This window comes from Mucilaginibacter sp. P4_A11, assembly GCF_056402535.1.
In genome coordinates, this window is record NZ_JBFUHE010000001.1 from 361,785 (window position 1) to 377,328 (window position 15,544).

Sequence of the window (15,544 nt, forward strand, 5' to 3'; positions counted from 1 at the left end):
TCTACGCTGCTAACGTTGGAGCATGGTTAAAATTGTGAATATCAGTTTAATTTTTGATAGGTACGCCACCAAAGATCAGGTAATTCGCCTGAAGTAGCTGTTTTATAATCGGCATAGCTGCAGGGTACCAAATGGAAACGCTCATTAGGAGAGCCCGCCGAAGGGTAGGGCACCTGCATCCACCAGCGGTCGGATTTTTTACTTTTTACAAATACTACTTCCTGGTCTTCGTGGGTTAAGCTGGTTTTATAAATGAGGTATTGCGATTTTGGATTGAGTGGAAAATCGCGCTTGCGGTTATAAAAACCATCAATAAAATACCAGATCATTTGCGCCAGCTGCCAGGCGGTTTGCCCGTTGCTGTCATAAGCCGGGTTAAACTCGTAAAAGCCTATCGAGGTAAGTTTATCATTAAAGCCAGCATAGCGGCAAAGCTGGCAGGCTTCTTCTCCATAAAAACCATTTGGTGTGGCATTCGCATTTCCCATAGCATCGGCAGCGCGGATGGCACCAATATCAAAACTTATCATGCTGGCGTTGCGGATGGTTGGTTCGGTAACAGCAATGTTGCCGCTCAGTTCGCCTAAGCGGTGTACATCAAAAAAAAGCTTATCCATTACCCGAAGGCTGTCCTGGCTTACAAAATAGGTTTGATAGCCAAGATTGCTAAAATTGAACAGGTAATTAGGATCATGCAGGAATATTTTGTTGAGATAGGAGCCGGAGGTAGTTTCAATACTGTCGCCATGTCCATCTTCATCCAGGTCAAAATGCGAGTCGATCACCACCAGGTCAACCTTTTGTTCAAGCTCCTCATAGCCCAGATACTGGGCATAGGTGATGTCCTGTCCGCCGCCTAAAATAACCGGGATAATATCTTTTTTGATCAGCTCACTCACTACGGTTTTTACGGCGAAGTAGGTATCTGTTACCTTTTCGCCGGCACGGATATTCCCCAGATCGACAATTTTTACCGAGTAGCCTCCTTCATTTAGCTGGTAAAGTTTTTCGCGGATGTAATCAGGTCCAAGCGAACAGCCGGGGTTGCCAATTGCATTACGATCATCCATAACGCCGATGATGGCGATATCCGTTTTCTCTTCCAGGTCAGGGAAATCCACAGAGTAATGCACAATTTTATCGCCAAGCTGGCTGGTGTAATAGCCTTTTTTAGGAGCTATCTTTTTAAGATCAATCGGCGTAAAAAAATCAGCTAATGACATAATTGTTTAATGTGCAGATTTCAGATGTGCAAATGTGCAGATTTTTTAGCCGAAAGCGGAAAGCTTAAGGCAGAAAGCCTAAGATCAAGGCTTCCTCTTTAAGCTTTCCTTTCTGCTTCGCTTAAAAGCTTTGAGCTTTCGGCCTCAAGCTTTCTGCTTAAAAATCTGCACATTTGCATCATGATCTTAATAACAGGCGCAACTGGTTTTCTTGGGGCCGAACTGGCAAAACTTTTGGTAATTACTACCGGCCAACGGATCCGTTGTACCAAAAGGGCAAGTTCAGTTATCCCTACGTTATTATTGCCTTACCAGCAAAATATCGACTGGATTGATGCCGATATGATGGATATTTTCGCGCTTGCAGATGCGCTTGATGGTATTACACAGGTTTATCACTGTGCCGCCTGGGTATCATTAAAGCAGGCAGATAAAAAGCCAATGATCAGCACCAACGTTACCGGGACAGCCAACCTGGTTAACCTTTGCAATGAGCGGGGGATAAAGTTGGTGCATGTAAGCTCAATTGCGGCTATCGGCAGTGCAAAGCCCGGCGAATTGATCACAGAAAACCATCACCTGGAGCAATCAACAGAAAATGATGGATATGCCATATCCAAATTAGAGAGTGAGATGGAAGTGTGGCGCGGCATTGCTGAAGGTTTGGACGCTGTTATTGTTAACCCCTCGCTTATAATAGGTGCAAGTGCCGGAACCGAAGGCAGCGGTGCTTTATTCAACACGGTACGCAAGGGACTTAAATTTTATACCTCCGGCACCATAGGTTTTGTTGATGTAGAAGATGTTGCCAAATGTATGGTAGGTTTAATGAACAGTGATAAAACAGCCGAGCGTTACATCATCAGTGCCGAAAATCGCGATTATAAAGGTATGGTTACTGAGATAGCAAATGGATTTGGTATTAAGCCACCCTCTGTTTTTGCTAAACCATGGATAATGGAACTGGCCTTGCGCGGAGCAGCTTTTGTTTCGGCTATAACCGGTGGCGATCCGGCCATCGATAAAACCTCGGCGCAGGCAGCCTCTCTAACCCGCGAGTTTGATAATTCAAAAATTAAAAAAGCGATCGGTATTGAGTTTAAGCCCATCAGCTTAACTGTTAAGGAAATTTGCAAGGCCCTTGCCTGATCATTCGCCGTTAAAGTCGTTAGCAATTATTAATTTCATAATACTACATTGCAGCATCCATAACCAATGCAAGCCGACAAAAGAAACCACCTGATAGATTTATTAAGGATTATCGCTGCTGCCGGGGTTGTACTTTTTCATTTTGAATATGCAGCTACTAATACCCACAATTGGTATTATTATGTTTGCCAATGGGGGTATTTAGGTGTCCCCATATTTTTTACTATAAGTGGTTATTGCATTTTAATAGCCCTTCAGCATGCCAAAAAGCCATCCGAGTTTATCATAAGGCGCTTCTTCAGGATCTTTCCGCCGTATTGGTTTAGCCTGCTTTTGATATTTATAATAGTATCGCTGTTGAGGGTGCTGACAGGCGCAAATTCGGTTGTTGTATTTCCTAAAAGTATCGCTGGTTTTGGCGCGACTTTAAGTTTGCTCACCAAACCTGTAACAGGTATACCTACCTTAAACTGGGTATACTGGACATTATCTTTTGAGGCTTTCTTTTATATAGTGGTTTATATCTGCTCTTTTTTTAAAAAGCAGTATTTTACCATTGCGCTACTCCTTGTAACTTTATTAAGCATTGTTTTGCCTGTATATAAATCGGGCGTGCTTTTCTTTTTGGGGTATTGGCCGCTGTTTAGTATTGGTATTGCGGTTTACCAGTTGCTTCATTATTCAGCCCGGGAAAAATTGCTATCAGCCATTTTATTTGCTTTTTCAATAGCCGGCTTTTATACAACACATCAGGAGTTTTATTACGTGCTGGCCTGTTCGGTTACTGTTTTATTAATTGTGATCAACCATTTTGTGCCGCTTAAAGATAACTTTTTAAGCCGGCTTGGTGACGTATCCTATTCCCTTTACCTGATCCATGTACCTATCGGTATTTATATTTTTAACCAGTTTAAAACGGAGACCATAAAGCAAAACCTTGTTTACTGTATCCCTTTTGAACTTGTGTTATTGGTAATGCTGGTATGGCTTTCAAAATTAATGCATAAATATATTGAGTTGCCAGCTATAAAATATGGCAAGCGGCTGAGTAGATAGCTCGTTAAACAATCATGAATAATTACCTATAAATTCTACCTGTTCTATCAGCAAATTTTTTCGCACATTTGCACCCAAGATGGAACAGTACTTTATTATTGATTTCGACAGCACCTTTACACAGGTTGAGGCCCTTGATGAACTGGCCCGCATATCGCTCAAAAATCGTCCCGACCGCGAAGATATCTACAAGCAGATTGAAGATTTGACCAATGCCTCGATGGAAGGAAAGCTATCCTTTACCGAAAGTTTAGAGCGCAGGGTGAAACTGCTTAACGCCAACCGTGACCATTTAAAACAACTGATCAGCCATCTTAAAAAGAAAGTTTCTACTTCTTTTTCACGTAATACTATCTTCTTTAAAAATCACCAGGACGAGGTTTTGATCGTATCCGGCGGTTTCAAAGAGTTTATTACCCCGGTAGTAACCGAATATCACATAAAAAAAGAAAACATCTACGCCAATACTTTTGTATTTGACGAGGAAGGCAATATCATAGGCTACGATCGCGAAAATCCGCTTTCGCAGGAAGGCGGAAAGGTGAAGCTTTTGAAAGAGCTTCAGTTACCGGGCGATATCTATGGTATCGGTGATGGCTATTCTGATTTCCAGTTAAAGGAATCGGGCATGATCAAAAAGTTCTTTGCCTTTACTGAAAATATCGAACGTAAATCGGTAGCCGAAAAAGCCGACCATATTACCCCCAGCTTTGATGAATTCCTGTATCTGAATAAGCTGCCACGCGCCATCTCTTATCCTAAAAACCGCATTAAATGTTTGGTGGTAGGTAATGTTGATGAAGACGCATTGGATCAGCTTAAAAAAGAAGGGTATAACATGCGTCACCGCGAAAGTGTTGAAGAAAAATACCTTGAAGAAGCCGGTGTGCTGTTTTGCGACGAAGAGAATCAGCCAAGCGCCGAGCAGGTCCAAAATGCAGGCAGGCTGAAAGTGATCGGTGTTTTTGGAAAATGTAACCGCAAGCTGGCCGATGCCGCTGTAGAAAACGGGATCATTATATTTGACGACCCGAGGCATAACCCACATAGTAACGACTTCCTTCCGAAAAGGGTAATGGCTTTCATGAATGAGGGTAAAACACATACCAGCTGTAATTTTCCGGATTTGCAGCCGCCGCGTGTTAACAATGCCCACCGGTTAATTCACATTCATAAAAACGTACCGGGTATCCTGGCTAAGATTAACGATGTATTTGCCCGCCATAATATTAACATTGTGGGCGAGTTCCTGGTTACTAACCCGCAAATAGGTTATGTAATTACCGATGTTAATACAGGCTATGATACCGAAGTGCTGAATGAGCTAAAAGCCATTGAACATACAATCAAGTTCAGGCTTTTGTATTAATCTTTTGCTTCGATATAAGGAACAACCAGTACGGGGATCAAGGATTTATTGACCACCTGTTCGGCAACGTTACCTAAGAAAAATTTATCGATACCGGTGCGGCGATGAGTGCCTATAACTATCAGGTCGGCATTGAACTCCTTGCTGCATTCAATAATTCCTTCAGTTGTTGAGCCGTATTGGGTAAATTGTGCTATTTCCAACCCTTCGCCCCATTCCTTTGCTGCCTGGTCCAGCAGCGTTGCAGACCGGTTAACCTGCAGTGTTTCCAATTCCGTGCCCGGCAGGTTTAAATTGGGATCAAATGGCATTCCCAGTAAGCCATCCTGGGTATCGGTTGGCACCACTATAGGTTCAACTATGTGTACCAGGCCAACTTCTGCGCCATAGCTATGGGCTATATCAAAACCGTATGCTGCTGCATAACGTGAAAACTCGCTTTCATCAATGCCGATGAGTATCTTCCTGATCTTCATAAGAATAATATAAGGCTTGTATCAAATATAACAACCTAATACGGATATGTTTTAGCACTATAGTATTTTATTACCTTTGGGACATGCATTTCTCTCCCGAAATTGAAGACCGCTTAAACCAACTGCAGGAAAAGTACGAAGCCATGGGCCAGGATATGAACTCCTATCTTGATGGTCTGCTTTATGCCGATTTTTTAACCTATTGGGATTATATCCACCTGGATACCCTGCTGAGTTTACAAAATCCTAAAACACCTTTTCCCGACGAGGAGATCTTCATCATTTATCACCAGATCACCGAACTGTATTTTAAGCTGGCCCTGCACGAATGTAAACAAATTGCTGAAGCAAGCCCGCTGACTGCCGAGTTTTTTACCGCGCGGCTAAAACGCATCAACCGGTATTTTGGTGCTTTGACGCACTCGTTCGAGATTATGGTTGATGGCATGGAGAAGGAACAGTTCCTGAAGTTCAGGATGTCGTTATTGCCGGCAAGTGGTTTTCAGTCGGGTCAATACCGTATGATCGAGATCTATGCTACCGATTTTATAAATCTGGTTGCCAAAGATAAACGCGAGGAACTGCAGCACGCTACTATTGACGAACAATTTGAATACCTGTATTGGAAGTTTGGGGCCACTGAACTATCCACAGGCAAAAAAACGCTAACACTTAAACAATTCGAAAAAAAATATTCAAAAACGTTTATAGAACTGGGCAAGGCTGCTGTTACGCATAACTTTAATACACTGGCTAAACAGTTTGAATCAGCTTCGGAGCTAAGTCCCGAATTGCGTAACGAATTACGCCAGCTGGATATCAACGTAAACGTGAACTGGCCGCTTTCGCATTATAAATCGGCGGTGCGTTACCTGAACCGCGAACCTGAAGATATTAAAGCAACGGGCGGTACCAACTGGCAGAAATACCTGCCGCCGCGTTTTCAAAAAAGGATTTTTTATCCCTGGGTATGGACAGATGAGGAGAAAGATAACTGGGGCAAAGCCTGGGTTGATGATGTATTGAGCGCGATTTAAGGTTGGCAATTGTATTGTCAAAATGATATTTTAATATGTGATAATCACCATTTAAGCTTGTAATTTTTTGGCATAGGATATAAAAATGCCTAACTTGCCATTTTCTATTATTTATTAATTTTTAATGCCATGACCGAGACATTGGACATCAAGATCAGCAGGACCACTGCTTCCCGTTTGCAGCAAACGGACTTCGACAACTTACCTTTTGGAAAAACTTTTTCTGACCACATGTTTGTGGCCGATTACGCAGATGGTGAATGGAAAAATCTCTCGGTCATTCCCTACGGCGAAATTGGTCTCAGCCCTGCAATTTCAGCACTTCATTACGGACAAGCGTTTTTTGAAGGCCTGAAAGCCTATAAACATGCCGATGGAAAAATTACTGTTTTCCGTCCGGATAAAAATGCTATTCGTTTCAATAAATCTGCCGAACGCCTTTGTATGCCAACTTTGCCCGAAGAGATCTTCCTGCAAAGTATAGCTACCCTGGTTGACCTTGACCGCGATTGGGTACCTTCACAGCCAAACCACGCTTTGTATATCCGTCCGTTTATGTTCGCTACCGATCCTTACCTGGGTGTAACTCCATCTTCTACTTATAAATATATGGTGTTGGTTGGCCCGGTTGGTCCGTACTTTTCAAAACCATTACGTGTTAAAATTGAAACACATTATACCCGTGCAGCCGAAGGTGGTATGGGCTATGCCAAAGCTGCCGGTAACTACGGAAGCTCAATGCTGCCTGCCCGCAAAGCAACCGAAGAAGGTTTTGACCAGCTGATATGGACAGATGCTAAAGAACACAAGTTTATTGAAGAAATGGGCGCAGCTAACGCTATGTTCCTGTTAGATGGTAAACTGATCACCGCCGAAGCAAAAGATACCATATTGGATGGTGTAACCCGCGATACCGTTATTGCCTTAGCTAAAGAGTGGGGTATCACTGTTGAAGAACGCAAGATTTCGGTAGCCGAAATTATTGAAGGTGCTAAAAACGGCAAACTAACCGATGCCTTTGGTGCCGGTACTGCCGCTACCATTGCCGCTGTAGCTTCCATCAGCTATGAAGGTGAAGAATATTTCCTGAGCGATCCTAAAACCCGTGAGTTTTCGAACAAGGTGTTTGATACGCTGGATGCTATTAAATATGGCACCGCTCCTGATACTCATAACTGGAATTACCTGGTTAGTGAATAATCATTAGCGAGATATAGAATGCAAAACGCCCCGGACTTTCCGGGGCGTTTTGCATTCTATATATTTTGCGCAGCCCGAGTGTCGGCGAGGGTATCTTCTTCTCGTCATTATAAGGAACTAAGTAATCGCGAACTAAACAGAGCGGCTTTGCCGATCGGGGATTATTAATAATTATAATTTGATCTTTATAGGTATTAATGAGCTCCCTGCGGTCGGTTGTCTTCGCGCCTCGCAATGACGCTTGTTAATGATTAAAGATTATCTTAAAAACTACATCCCGCGGCTGGTGTAATCCCTTCTTTATCCATTGCTAATGATGGCTTGCCTTTTTTGAAGGTCACTATCCAGATGCTGTCGAAATCATTATCCGGCCATTGCAGGTCTTTAACTTTAAGACCAAGGGCTTTTAGTATAGGTTTGATCTGGCTATGCTCCCAAACAATAAGAATGGTTCCTTTTTTGGAGGATAGGTCATCAGCAACACCATTAGCATCTTCTTCCTGGAATTTACTGTTAATAGTCAGGTTGTATTTTACAGCTAATGGGGATACGGTTTGAAACATCCTTGAGCGCGGGGTAGATTTGCCCAAATTCAAAGCTGGTACATAAATATGATCGGGAAGACCAAATTTGGCTTTTAAAACTTCGGGCAGTTTAAGCGCCCGGTTAAACCCGGCGCAGGAAAGATTATCGCCCGCATCAGGCTTTTCGGCATGGCGGATGAATACCAGTTTCAGGTTTTTTCCCTGGCCGCAGGCGGTCAGGCTTGCCCAACCGACTATCAAAAAAAGTAAAAGAAGTTTTTTTATCATGCCGGTTATTGTTAATGTTTATTCTACGGAAACTGTTAAACCTTCCTGCTGAAGAATCTTACGATAGATCTCCATTTCCGTAAAGGAGCCCTCAAGTACGGCGCATTTGCCTTCGTTATGTACTTTCCATGCTATCTTTTCTGCTTGTGGTTCGGAGTAATCCAAATATTTCATCATGCAGTGGATCACGTGGTCAAAAGTGTTAAAATCATCGTTCCAGAGTATTAAACGATGTGTCTCTTTAAGTCCTGCAAGTAACTCTTCGAGAGTAAATGTTTCTTCCTGTACTTCGGTTGGCATACGTAACTACAAATTTACTCAAAAACAATAATAAAAGTGTTAAAATCGTGTTCCATGGTCTTAAAAATCATGTTACACATAACCCCCTTAAAATATTTCACATGAAAAAAGCATACCCGGCTTTTGTTTTAGCCTTAGCTGCCCTACTTTTAACGCCCCATTATTCATCGGCCCAGAGCACTAAAAATATCCTTCAGGGCCCGCCCGCCAATATTAATGTTGATGGCGACCTGAAAGAATGGGGCGATAGTCTGCGTTACTATAACGAAGAAAAGCGGTTAAACTATGCCTTAGCTAATGATAAAGATTACCTGTATGCTGCCATTAGGGTAAGTGACCGGCTTGATAAAATGAAGGTGTTAAATGCCGGCATTACGTTAACTATTGATCCTAAAGGGAAAAAGAAAGACAGTTTTACGCTTACTTTTCCGTTAGCGGCACCAGGTGAAAAGCTGGAATTTCCAAAGCCAAAAGATGATAACGGTGAAATTACCCAGGCCGACCGGGACGAGCTAATGCGCGAACGTATAACCAAGCTGCGATATATTAAGGTTGTAGGGTTTAAGGATATTGAAGATGAGATGATCACCACATCAAATACATATGGTATCAAAACCGCTATTAATTATGATGCCAACGGCGACCTGGTTTACGAAGCTGCCATCCCTTTAAGTTTTTTCCATGCCGGTAATGATACCTTTAAGAGTGAATGGGCTTTTAATTTTAAGATCAATGGTTTTCAGCGCCCGGCAGGTGGCGGTGGTGCAGGAGAAGGTGACGGCGGAGGCTTTGGCGGCGGAGGCGGTCGCGGCGGAAGAGGTGGCATGGGCGGTGGCCGTGGCGGAAGAAGCGGCGGTCGCGGCGGAATGAGCGGTGGTGCAGGACGTGGTGCAGCCGGCGGTTCAGGCGAAATGGCAAAGTCAGTTGATTTTTGGGAGAAGTATTATTTGAGTGCGAAATAAGTTTGTTTCAAACAATAAAGTCCGAAAGAAGAAAGCATTGCTTAATCTTTCGGACTTCCCGACTGCGGACTTTCCGGACTCAATACTATTCCACCTTATACCTATAAACCTGCCTGCCCAAATTACCATCGGCATCAATACCTTCAATTATTACGCGGTACGTGCCTTTAGCATCGGCATTAAAGAAGCTCATGGATGCATTACCGTCTTTGTCGGTTAACAAGCCCGGCGCCCAGTAAACGGTGCTGCGAAGGTCCTGCATTTGAGTATTGGTTTTAGGATCATCATACTTAGGCGAATAAAATTCTCTTGCTCTATAATATCCCTTAGGGGCATACGTAACAATGCCCGGCGCGTATTTGTTGTAAACAGTTTCGCCACCGCGCTTCGTTGTAATTACTAAAACACCACCTCCGCCTCTTGAACCATAGATGGCCGTGTTCCCAATCGTCCTTAATACCTCAACAGTAGCAACGTCACTCGGAGTAAGGTTGTCTAAAAAATCAGGTTCAACATACGTGCCGTCCAAAATGATTTGCATTGGTGTGTTTGGGCTGCGGGTTGAATAGGGGATCCCATTCCTGAATGTTACAAAATTAAGCCTGCCCTGTAGTACCTGGGAAAGCATTCCGCCGCCATACATCAGGTCTTTACTGGTGAGTGTCTGATCTGCATTACCGGCTCCATTAAGGTTAGCCGAATTTTTAAAAGGATTTTCCCGTTTCTCGCGGATCACTACTTCTTTCAATACTATGGTATGGTTACCTATGCCGTACTTTACCTGCTCATCATATAATTTTTTACTGTTTAATAGATAAGCTGATGTTCCGTCATAGATGTTCACCTGCAGATCGGGCGCGTTTTTATTTGGCCCAACAGGTTGCGGAGTTACATTATCAAGGGTAATGTCGAGGTTTTTGCGGTCTTTTGCAGTGCGGGCCTGGATCACGAATTTGATACTATCCCTGAAAACAAGATCTTTGAAAGTGAACTTACCATTGGCATCGGCAACGGTATCAATAATAAAAGTTCCTCCCGATGATGAAAACAAGGTAACCTTGCCGTTAGGCACAGGTTTACCGCCAAAAGTTTTGAGGTGGCCAGTTACTTCAAGTGATTTTTCGGGCCTGAACACGATCGGTGTAAATTTGTCAGCAAGCAGCTGTTTCCATTCAAAACGATGATAGCCCTGGGTAAGCATCAGTACATCCAGGTTGGCTTTGGTTTCATTACTTACGTTGGTAAAGTAATAGTTTGGCTTTTCAATATATCCTTTCAGATCGGATGTAAGCAGTAAGGTTGAAAATATAGAAATCTCATTTGCCTCGTCTGTGGTAATCTTCGACTCATCAATAACCGATGCTGAAAAGCTGCCTATAATGGGTTTATCCTCGCTGGTTTTAGCATTGAGGTTAACGGTAACTTTTTCGCGCGGTTTGTAGCTCTGCTTTTCTGTGGTAACTGCAAGCTTAAGCTGGTCGGGGTTTTGAACAAAAATCAGGCGCTCGTTCAAAGGTTCGCCGGTTGCCGAAAATAAAGTAAACTGAATTATACCTGATGGGAATTTATTTTTAGGGATGGCGGCCGAAAAGGATGTTGCCCCATCCTTGCTTTTACCTGCATAACAAAGTTCGCCGCCCGCTTGTGCTATCAGTGTTAGGCTTGATAAGGAGGGAGTACCGTTACCGGAGTTTTTTCCGGGGATGATAGATACGAATACCTTATCGTCGCGCATGCTGTTAATGCTTAACACGTAGCCATTATCAACCGCTTTGGGCAAATCAAAGATACCTTCCGAACCATCGGCATAAGTAATATGTGCTTTATACGTTTTACCGCTTTCGGGTTCGAAATTTACGCTGCCCATACCAAAATGACTTTCGCCCAATGCTGAGATCTGGTTGTTTTGATCGTCGGTAATAAAGCCTTTAATGTCAACTCCCAGTCCGTCGGCCCCAACAGCTTTGAAAGCTACTTTTTCAAAAACGCCGTTAATTAAATTTCCACTCTCCGGGAAAAACTGAACATCAACCTTATTGGATAACGTTTTTATAGGTACTGCTTTAGCAACTGTACGTTTATCATCGAGTTTAACTTCAGTATTGATATGTCCTGATGTTATGGAAACCGGCAGGTTGTTAGTAAAGCTGGCTGTAAGGTTACCCTTATCATCAGTTATGCCTTTGCCGCGTGAGATGGATTTACCATTTATTTCAACCTCATAGTTTACAGGCTTATTAACATAAGCTATGCCGTTAAGGTCGGTATAAGTAATAACAGCAGTTACCTTTTGTTTGCCGTTTAGTGTACTGTAGGTATAGGCGGTTTTGGTGAAAACTTTGTTACTAATGCCGTTTACTATAGTTATGGTTTTATCAAAAAAGTAAGCCTCGCCTTCATTACGCATCCAATTGGTATAGGCACGGATGCGGTAGTTACCTTCCGCCATACTATCTGCCAGGGCAAAATCGCCTGCTGCCAGGCCTGCTGTCAGCGGTAGTTTAAGGCTGCGTTTTATCGAGTCATTATCATCAATAAGATCTACATTCAGGGTTTGGCTATAAGCCGAAAGTTTATGTTCGCTGCCGATGGTAACATAGGCCTTAAACCAGATGTCCTCGCCAATGGCATAATAGGGTTTATCAAAGTGGAGGTAAACTTTTTCCTGCGGATGCTCGGCACGCCATTTATCAAGCTGTGCAATGATTTTTGTTACCAGTTCATCTTCGGGTTTTATAAAAGCTAAGGTAGCACCAACAACAAGGGTGATAAGGATCCCAACCGATAGGCGTTTGAAGTTCATAGAAAGATAAATCTTGAACTACCAAGATACGCAAAAAGTACATTCGCTTTTATAACAAGTGTATTACTAAGTTTTAAGTCGGAAGTCTTGGGTCTAAAGTTGCAAGTACTAAGTCTGAAGTTAAAATTCGATTTTTTCTACACTTGAAACTCAAGACTTTCGACTTGAGACTTCATACTTAAAACACTACCACTTATTCTTCCACATCATACTTTCAACGGGGCGTGTGGTTGGGTTGTTGTATTTGGCGTTGGCCTTGCTGTTATAAAGTGTTTCGATCTCGCCTTCAACTACAAAATAAATAAGCTGGCCGATGGGCATGCCCGGATAAATACGTACGGGTTGGGCGCATGAAATTTCAAGCGTCCATGTGTTACAAAAACCAACGTCACCCTTGCCCGCTGTCGCGTGGATATCGATGCCTAAACGGCCTGTGCTTGATTTACCTTCCAAAAACGGCACATGGCGGTGGGTTTCGGTGTATTCCATAGTTACCCCAAGGTAAAGCGTGTTAGGTTGCAACACAAAGCCATCCTTGGGAATTTCAAAGCCATCAATCTCATTATGAACTTTAGCATCAAGTACCCGGTTGCGGTAAGTAGCTAAATATTTGCCCAAATGCACATCGTATGAATTGGTACCCAAGTATTCGCGGTTAAATGGTTCAATAATTATATGGCCTTGTTCAATTTCTTCGAGGATGCGCTTATCAGATAGTATCATACGGGGCAGGTTATTGCTGGCGCTAAATTAGGAAAATTAGCCCAATTGCTGCCGGCTTTTGTGAACAATATAGGCAGGTAAAATACGTTCAGATAGCGCGGAAACCATCGCTAAACCATATATATGTCAGCTAATTACCAATATGTAGTTGCATGTATACAATTTAATTTTTTTGACATATGTTTGCAACCTATTTTGCAATTTTACTTTTATGGCGATAGCATACAGGCAGCGTATTGATGATGATACCGAGTTTGCACTCTGGCGTATCGAGGAGGAGGCTGCCGACCTGTACAGCCAGTTACAATTGGATCAGGAGGAAAAGGATTTTGTTGAAAGCCTGAGCAATGGCAAGCGCCATCTGCATTGGCTGGGCACCCGTGTGCTGCTGCGCAAAATGCTCCGTACCGACGAGTATATTGACTGCAAGGTTGATGAGCACGGTAAACCTTACCTGGTTAATCTGCCTTACCATATCTCATTAAGCCACTCGTTTGATTACGCGGCTGTAATGATCAGCAAAACGCATAAGGTTGGGATAGACATTGAGCAGATCAAGCAAAAGGTTGAACGAATTGCCAATAAGTTTATGCGCGATGGGGAACTGGCTTTTATTGACGGCCCGCAAAAGATTGAGCAATTGTATGTTTGCTGGTGCGCCAAGGAGGCTGTTTATAAATGCAACGGACAAAAGGAGGTTTCATTTGCCGATAATATTTTTTTAGAGCCTTTTCAGTTTGAGCACCATGGCGTTGTGAACGCGCAATTAAATAAAAAAGATACCACCATTGATTATACTGTAGGCTATCTTCAGTATGAAGATTATATGATAGGCTACGTAAAGGGCGAGTGATGAAAAATAAAAAAGTATTTTTTCAGGATTGGGGCCTGATCGATTACCAGCAAGCCTGGGATAAGCAGGAAACTATCTTCAGCGAAACGGTTAAAACCAAAATTGAAAACCGGAACCGCGAAACGGCTTATGAAACGGCAGCAAAAAGTGGCGGGGCCACCGTAGCTTATGAAACTATTGAAGCCGACGAAACTTTTAACCACCTGGTATTTTGCGAGCATCCGCATGTATATACTCTTGGTAAAAGCGGCAAACCCGAGCATCTATTATTGGATGAGGAAGGCCTGAAAGAAAAGCATGCCGTTTATTATCCGATAAACAGGGGCGGGGATATTACCTATCACGGGCCGGGACAAATTGTATCATACCCTATCCTTGACCTTGATAATTTTTTTACCGATATCCACCTGTACCTGCGTACGCTGGAAGAGGCCGTGATCCTTACCCTGGCTGATTTTGGACTGAAAGCCGGGCGCTACGAAGGTTATACCGGTGTTTGGTTTGATGCCGATAATGAAAAAGCCCGCAAAATATGCGCCATGGGCGTACGTTGCAGTCGCTGGGTAACCATGCACGGCCTCGCACTTAATGTAAATACCGATCTTAGCTATTTTAAAAACATAGTGCCCTGCGGTATCGATGATAAGGCTGTTACTTCCATACAGCAGGAGCTTGGCCAACAGGTTGATATTAATGAAGTTAAAAAAATCCTTAAACACCATATTTCCGTACTTTTTGGTATGGAGATATTATAATGAAGGGAATATTTTTAAGTTTACTAACAGCAGTTACATTATCGGCCTGTGCCGGCAAAAACACGCCGGTGCCGGTTAGCTATAATCCCCCGTCAAAACCAGTTATCGTGATACAGGATACCCTAACATACCTTGCCCTCGGCGATTCATACACCATTGGCCAGTCTGTGCCTCCGGAACAGGCATTTCCTAATCAACTGGCTAACCAGTTGAGCGGATTTAAGGTAAATACACCAACCATCATAGCCCGCACCGGCTGGACAACCGACCAGTTGATAGAGGCTATTGACAAAAGCGATATCAAAGGCAATACTTATGATGTGGTGACCCTGCTGATAGGCGTTAACGATCAGTACGGCGGATTGAGCCAGGAAAATTATCGCATTAAATTTGAGCAGGTTTTAAATACCGCCATCAAATTTGCAGGCGGTGTCCGGGAACATGTATTTGTATTGTCCATACCCGATTATGGGGTCACTCCTTTTGCACACGGTAATGATGCCGTAATAGGGCCTGAGATAGATCAGTTCAATGACATTAATCGTAAGATAAGTGCCAATGCTAAGGTTAATTACGTTGAAATTACGGTCATCTCCAAATTAGCGGCAAATGATCCTACATTACTGGCGAGTGATGGTTTGCATCCATCGGGTAAAATGTATGGAATGTGGGTTGATAAACTGAAAGTAGATGTAGGCGCTGTTTTTGCTAAGAAGTAAAGTTGAAATTCATTGTTGCTTCTCGAAAGATTTTCTCAACGGTTGGTAAAAAAGGCGTCATTGCGAGGAACGAAGCAATCGCGAACTCTACAGGGCGGACCTGCTAA

General features: G+C 43.1%; 15 protein-coding genes. 9 read left to right on the top strand and 6 right to left on the bottom strand.

What is annotated here, in order from left to right; genetic code table 11:
- Positions 1–41 precede the first annotated feature (41 nt).
- Positions 42–1,223 carry a formimidoylglutamase gene (locus tag AC1DUD_RS01640; protein ID WP_477370688.1) on the bottom strand — a complete coding sequence of 394 codons (1,182 nt, stop codon included), beginning with the start codon at positions 1,221–1,223 and terminating at the stop codon, positions 42–44.
- 180 nt (positions 1,224–1,403) lie between these two features.
- Between AC1DUD_RS01640 and AC1DUD_RS01645 the strand changes: the two genes are divergently transcribed.
- The 3 genes from AC1DUD_RS01645 (at position 1,404) to AC1DUD_RS01655 (ending at position 4,797) form a co-directional block, all read left to right on the top strand.
- Positions 1,404–2,372, top strand: a complete 969-nt coding sequence (locus AC1DUD_RS01645; protein WP_477370692.1) for an NAD-dependent epimerase/dehydratase family protein — start codon at positions 1,404–1,406, stop codon at positions 2,370–2,372.
- A gap of 66 nt (positions 2,373–2,438) precedes the next feature.
- Entirely contained in the window at positions 2,439–3,428 is a 990-nt protein-coding gene (locus AC1DUD_RS01650; RefSeq protein ID WP_477370695.1) for an acyltransferase family protein, read from the top strand.
- A 79-nt stretch (positions 3,429–3,507) separates the two neighbouring features.
- Positions 3,508–4,797 (top strand): HAD-IB family phosphatase, encoded by a 1,290-nt coding sequence (locus tag AC1DUD_RS01655; RefSeq protein ID WP_243485261.1) that lies wholly within the window; start codon positions 3,508–3,510, stop codon positions 4,795–4,797.
- Here the strand turns inward: AC1DUD_RS01655 and AC1DUD_RS01660 are convergent.
- A complete protein-coding gene (locus AC1DUD_RS01660) occupies positions 4,794–5,273 on the bottom strand; it encodes a universal stress protein (protein WP_477370698.1) in 480 nt (159 codons plus the stop codon). The genes AC1DUD_RS01655 and AC1DUD_RS01660 overlap by 4 nt on opposite strands.
- Before the next feature lie 83 nt (positions 5,274–5,356).
- Here AC1DUD_RS01660 and AC1DUD_RS01665 point away from each other — a divergent pair, with 83 nt between their 5' ends.
- Complete coding sequence (locus AC1DUD_RS01665; protein WP_477370701.1) at positions 5,357–6,310, top strand: tryptophan 2,3-dioxygenase family protein; 954 nt, start codon at positions 5,357–5,359, stop codon at positions 6,308–6,310.
- A gap of 129 nt (positions 6,311–6,439) precedes the next feature.
- The gene (locus tag AC1DUD_RS01670) at positions 6,440–7,510 is read left to right on the top strand and encodes a branched-chain amino acid aminotransferase (RefSeq protein WP_477370704.1); all 1,071 of its coding nucleotides are present in this window, start codon (positions 6,440–6,442) and stop codon (positions 7,508–7,510) included.
- Between the two features lie 263 nt (positions 7,511–7,773).
- Here AC1DUD_RS01670 and AC1DUD_RS01675 read toward each other — a convergent pair whose 3' ends face one another.
- Together AC1DUD_RS01675 and AC1DUD_RS01680 are read right to left on the bottom strand one after the other, a co-directional pair.
- Positions 7,774–8,322 carry a histidine phosphatase family protein gene (locus AC1DUD_RS01675; protein ID WP_477370708.1) on the bottom strand — a complete coding sequence of 183 codons (549 nt, stop codon included), beginning with the start codon at positions 8,320–8,322 and terminating at the stop codon, positions 7,774–7,776.
- A gap of 18 nt (positions 8,323–8,340) precedes the next feature.
- Entirely contained in the window at positions 8,341–8,622 is a 282-nt protein-coding gene (locus AC1DUD_RS01680; protein WP_112568816.1) for an ATP-dependent Clp protease adaptor ClpS, read from the bottom strand.
- A 101-nt stretch (positions 8,623–8,723) separates the two neighbouring features.
- On the opposite strand from AC1DUD_RS01680, the gene AC1DUD_RS01685 reads away from it, so the two are divergent.
- Positions 8,724–9,584: a DOMON domain-containing protein gene (locus AC1DUD_RS01685; RefSeq protein ID WP_477370713.1), complete on the top strand. Its 861-nt coding sequence runs from the start codon at positions 8,724–8,726 to the stop codon at positions 9,582–9,584.
- Between the two features lie 85 nt (positions 9,585–9,669).
- Here AC1DUD_RS01685 and AC1DUD_RS01690 read toward each other — a convergent pair whose 3' ends face one another.
- Together AC1DUD_RS01690 and dcd are read right to left on the bottom strand one after the other, a co-directional pair.
- Positions 9,670–12,387 carry an Ig-like domain-containing protein gene (locus tag AC1DUD_RS01690; protein ID WP_477370716.1) on the bottom strand — a complete coding sequence of 906 codons (2,718 nt, stop codon included), beginning with the start codon at positions 12,385–12,387 and terminating at the stop codon, positions 9,670–9,672.
- A 186-nt stretch (positions 12,388–12,573) separates the two neighbouring features.
- Positions 12,574–13,110, bottom strand: coding sequence for a dCTP deaminase (gene dcd, locus AC1DUD_RS01695; protein WP_112568810.1), 537 nt, complete (start codon positions 13,108–13,110; stop codon positions 12,574–12,576).
- A gap of 211 nt (positions 13,111–13,321) precedes the next feature.
- On the opposite strand from dcd, the gene AC1DUD_RS01700 reads away from it, so the two are divergent.
- From AC1DUD_RS01700 to AC1DUD_RS01710, 3 genes are read left to right on the top strand one after another with little or no spacing between them, the layout of a single operon-like run.
- Complete coding sequence (locus AC1DUD_RS01700; protein ID WP_477370719.1) at positions 13,322–13,963, top strand: 4'-phosphopantetheinyl transferase family protein; 642 nt, start codon at positions 13,322–13,324, stop codon at positions 13,961–13,963.
- The gene (gene lipB, locus AC1DUD_RS01705) at positions 13,963–14,718 is read left to right on the top strand and encodes a lipoyl(octanoyl) transferase LipB (RefSeq protein WP_477370722.1); all 756 of its coding nucleotides are present in this window, start codon (positions 13,963–13,965) and stop codon (positions 14,716–14,718) included. Before AC1DUD_RS01700 ends, lipB begins: the two co-directional genes overlap by 1 nt.
- Complete coding sequence (locus AC1DUD_RS01710; protein WP_477370725.1) at positions 14,718–15,437, top strand: SGNH/GDSL hydrolase family protein; 720 nt, start codon at positions 14,718–14,720, stop codon at positions 15,435–15,437. Before lipB ends, AC1DUD_RS01710 begins: the two co-directional genes overlap by 1 nt.
- Positions 15,438–15,544 lie beyond the last annotated feature (107 nt).

Bases quoted from the DNA above. Each gene is read 5' to 3' on its own strand.
- AC1DUD_RS01680 (WP_112568816.1), bottom strand. From the start codon at position 8,622: ATGCCAACCGAAGTACAGGAAGAAACATTTACTCTCGAAGAGTTACTT.
- AC1DUD_RS01700 (WP_477370719.1), top strand. From the start codon at position 13,322: ATGGCGATAGCATACAGGCAGCGTATTGATGATGATACCGAGTTTGCA.
- AC1DUD_RS01655 (WP_243485261.1), top strand. From the start codon at position 3,508: ATGGAACAGTACTTTATTATTGATTTCGACAGCACCTTTACACAGGTT.
- AC1DUD_RS01675 (WP_477370708.1), bottom strand. From the start codon at position 8,322: ATGATAAAAAAACTTCTTTTACTTTTTTTGATAGTCGGTTGGGCAAGC.
- AC1DUD_RS01685 (WP_477370713.1), top strand. From the start codon at position 8,724: ATGAAAAAAGCATACCCGGCTTTTGTTTTAGCCTTAGCTGCCCTACTT.
- lipB (WP_477370722.1), top strand. From the start codon at position 13,963: ATGAAAAATAAAAAAGTATTTTTTCAGGATTGGGGCCTGATCGATTAC.
- AC1DUD_RS01660 (WP_477370698.1), bottom strand. From the start codon at position 5,273: ATGAAGATCAGGAAGATACTCATCGGCATTGATGAAAGCGAGTTTTCA.
- AC1DUD_RS01710 (WP_477370725.1), top strand. From the start codon at position 14,718: ATGAAGGGAATATTTTTAAGTTTACTAACAGCAGTTACATTATCGGCC.
- dcd (WP_112568810.1), bottom strand. From the start codon at position 13,110: ATGATACTATCTGATAAGCGCATCCTCGAAGAAATTGAACAAGGCCAT.
- AC1DUD_RS01665 (WP_477370701.1), top strand. From the start codon at position 5,357: ATGCATTTCTCTCCCGAAATTGAAGACCGCTTAAACCAACTGCAGGAA.
- AC1DUD_RS01690 (WP_477370716.1), bottom strand. From the start codon at position 12,387: ATGAACTTCAAACGCCTATCGGTTGGGATCCTTATCACCCTTGTTGTT.
- AC1DUD_RS01645 (WP_477370692.1), top strand. From the start codon at position 1,404: ATGATCTTAATAACAGGCGCAACTGGTTTTCTTGGGGCCGAACTGGCA.
- AC1DUD_RS01670 (WP_477370704.1), top strand. From the start codon at position 6,440: ATGACCGAGACATTGGACATCAAGATCAGCAGGACCACTGCTTCCCGT.
- AC1DUD_RS01650 (WP_477370695.1), top strand. From the start codon at position 2,439: ATGCAAGCCGACAAAAGAAACCACCTGATAGATTTATTAAGGATTATC.
- AC1DUD_RS01640 (WP_477370688.1), bottom strand. From the start codon at position 1,223: ATGTCATTAGCTGATTTTTTTACGCCGATTGATCTTAAAAAGATAGCT.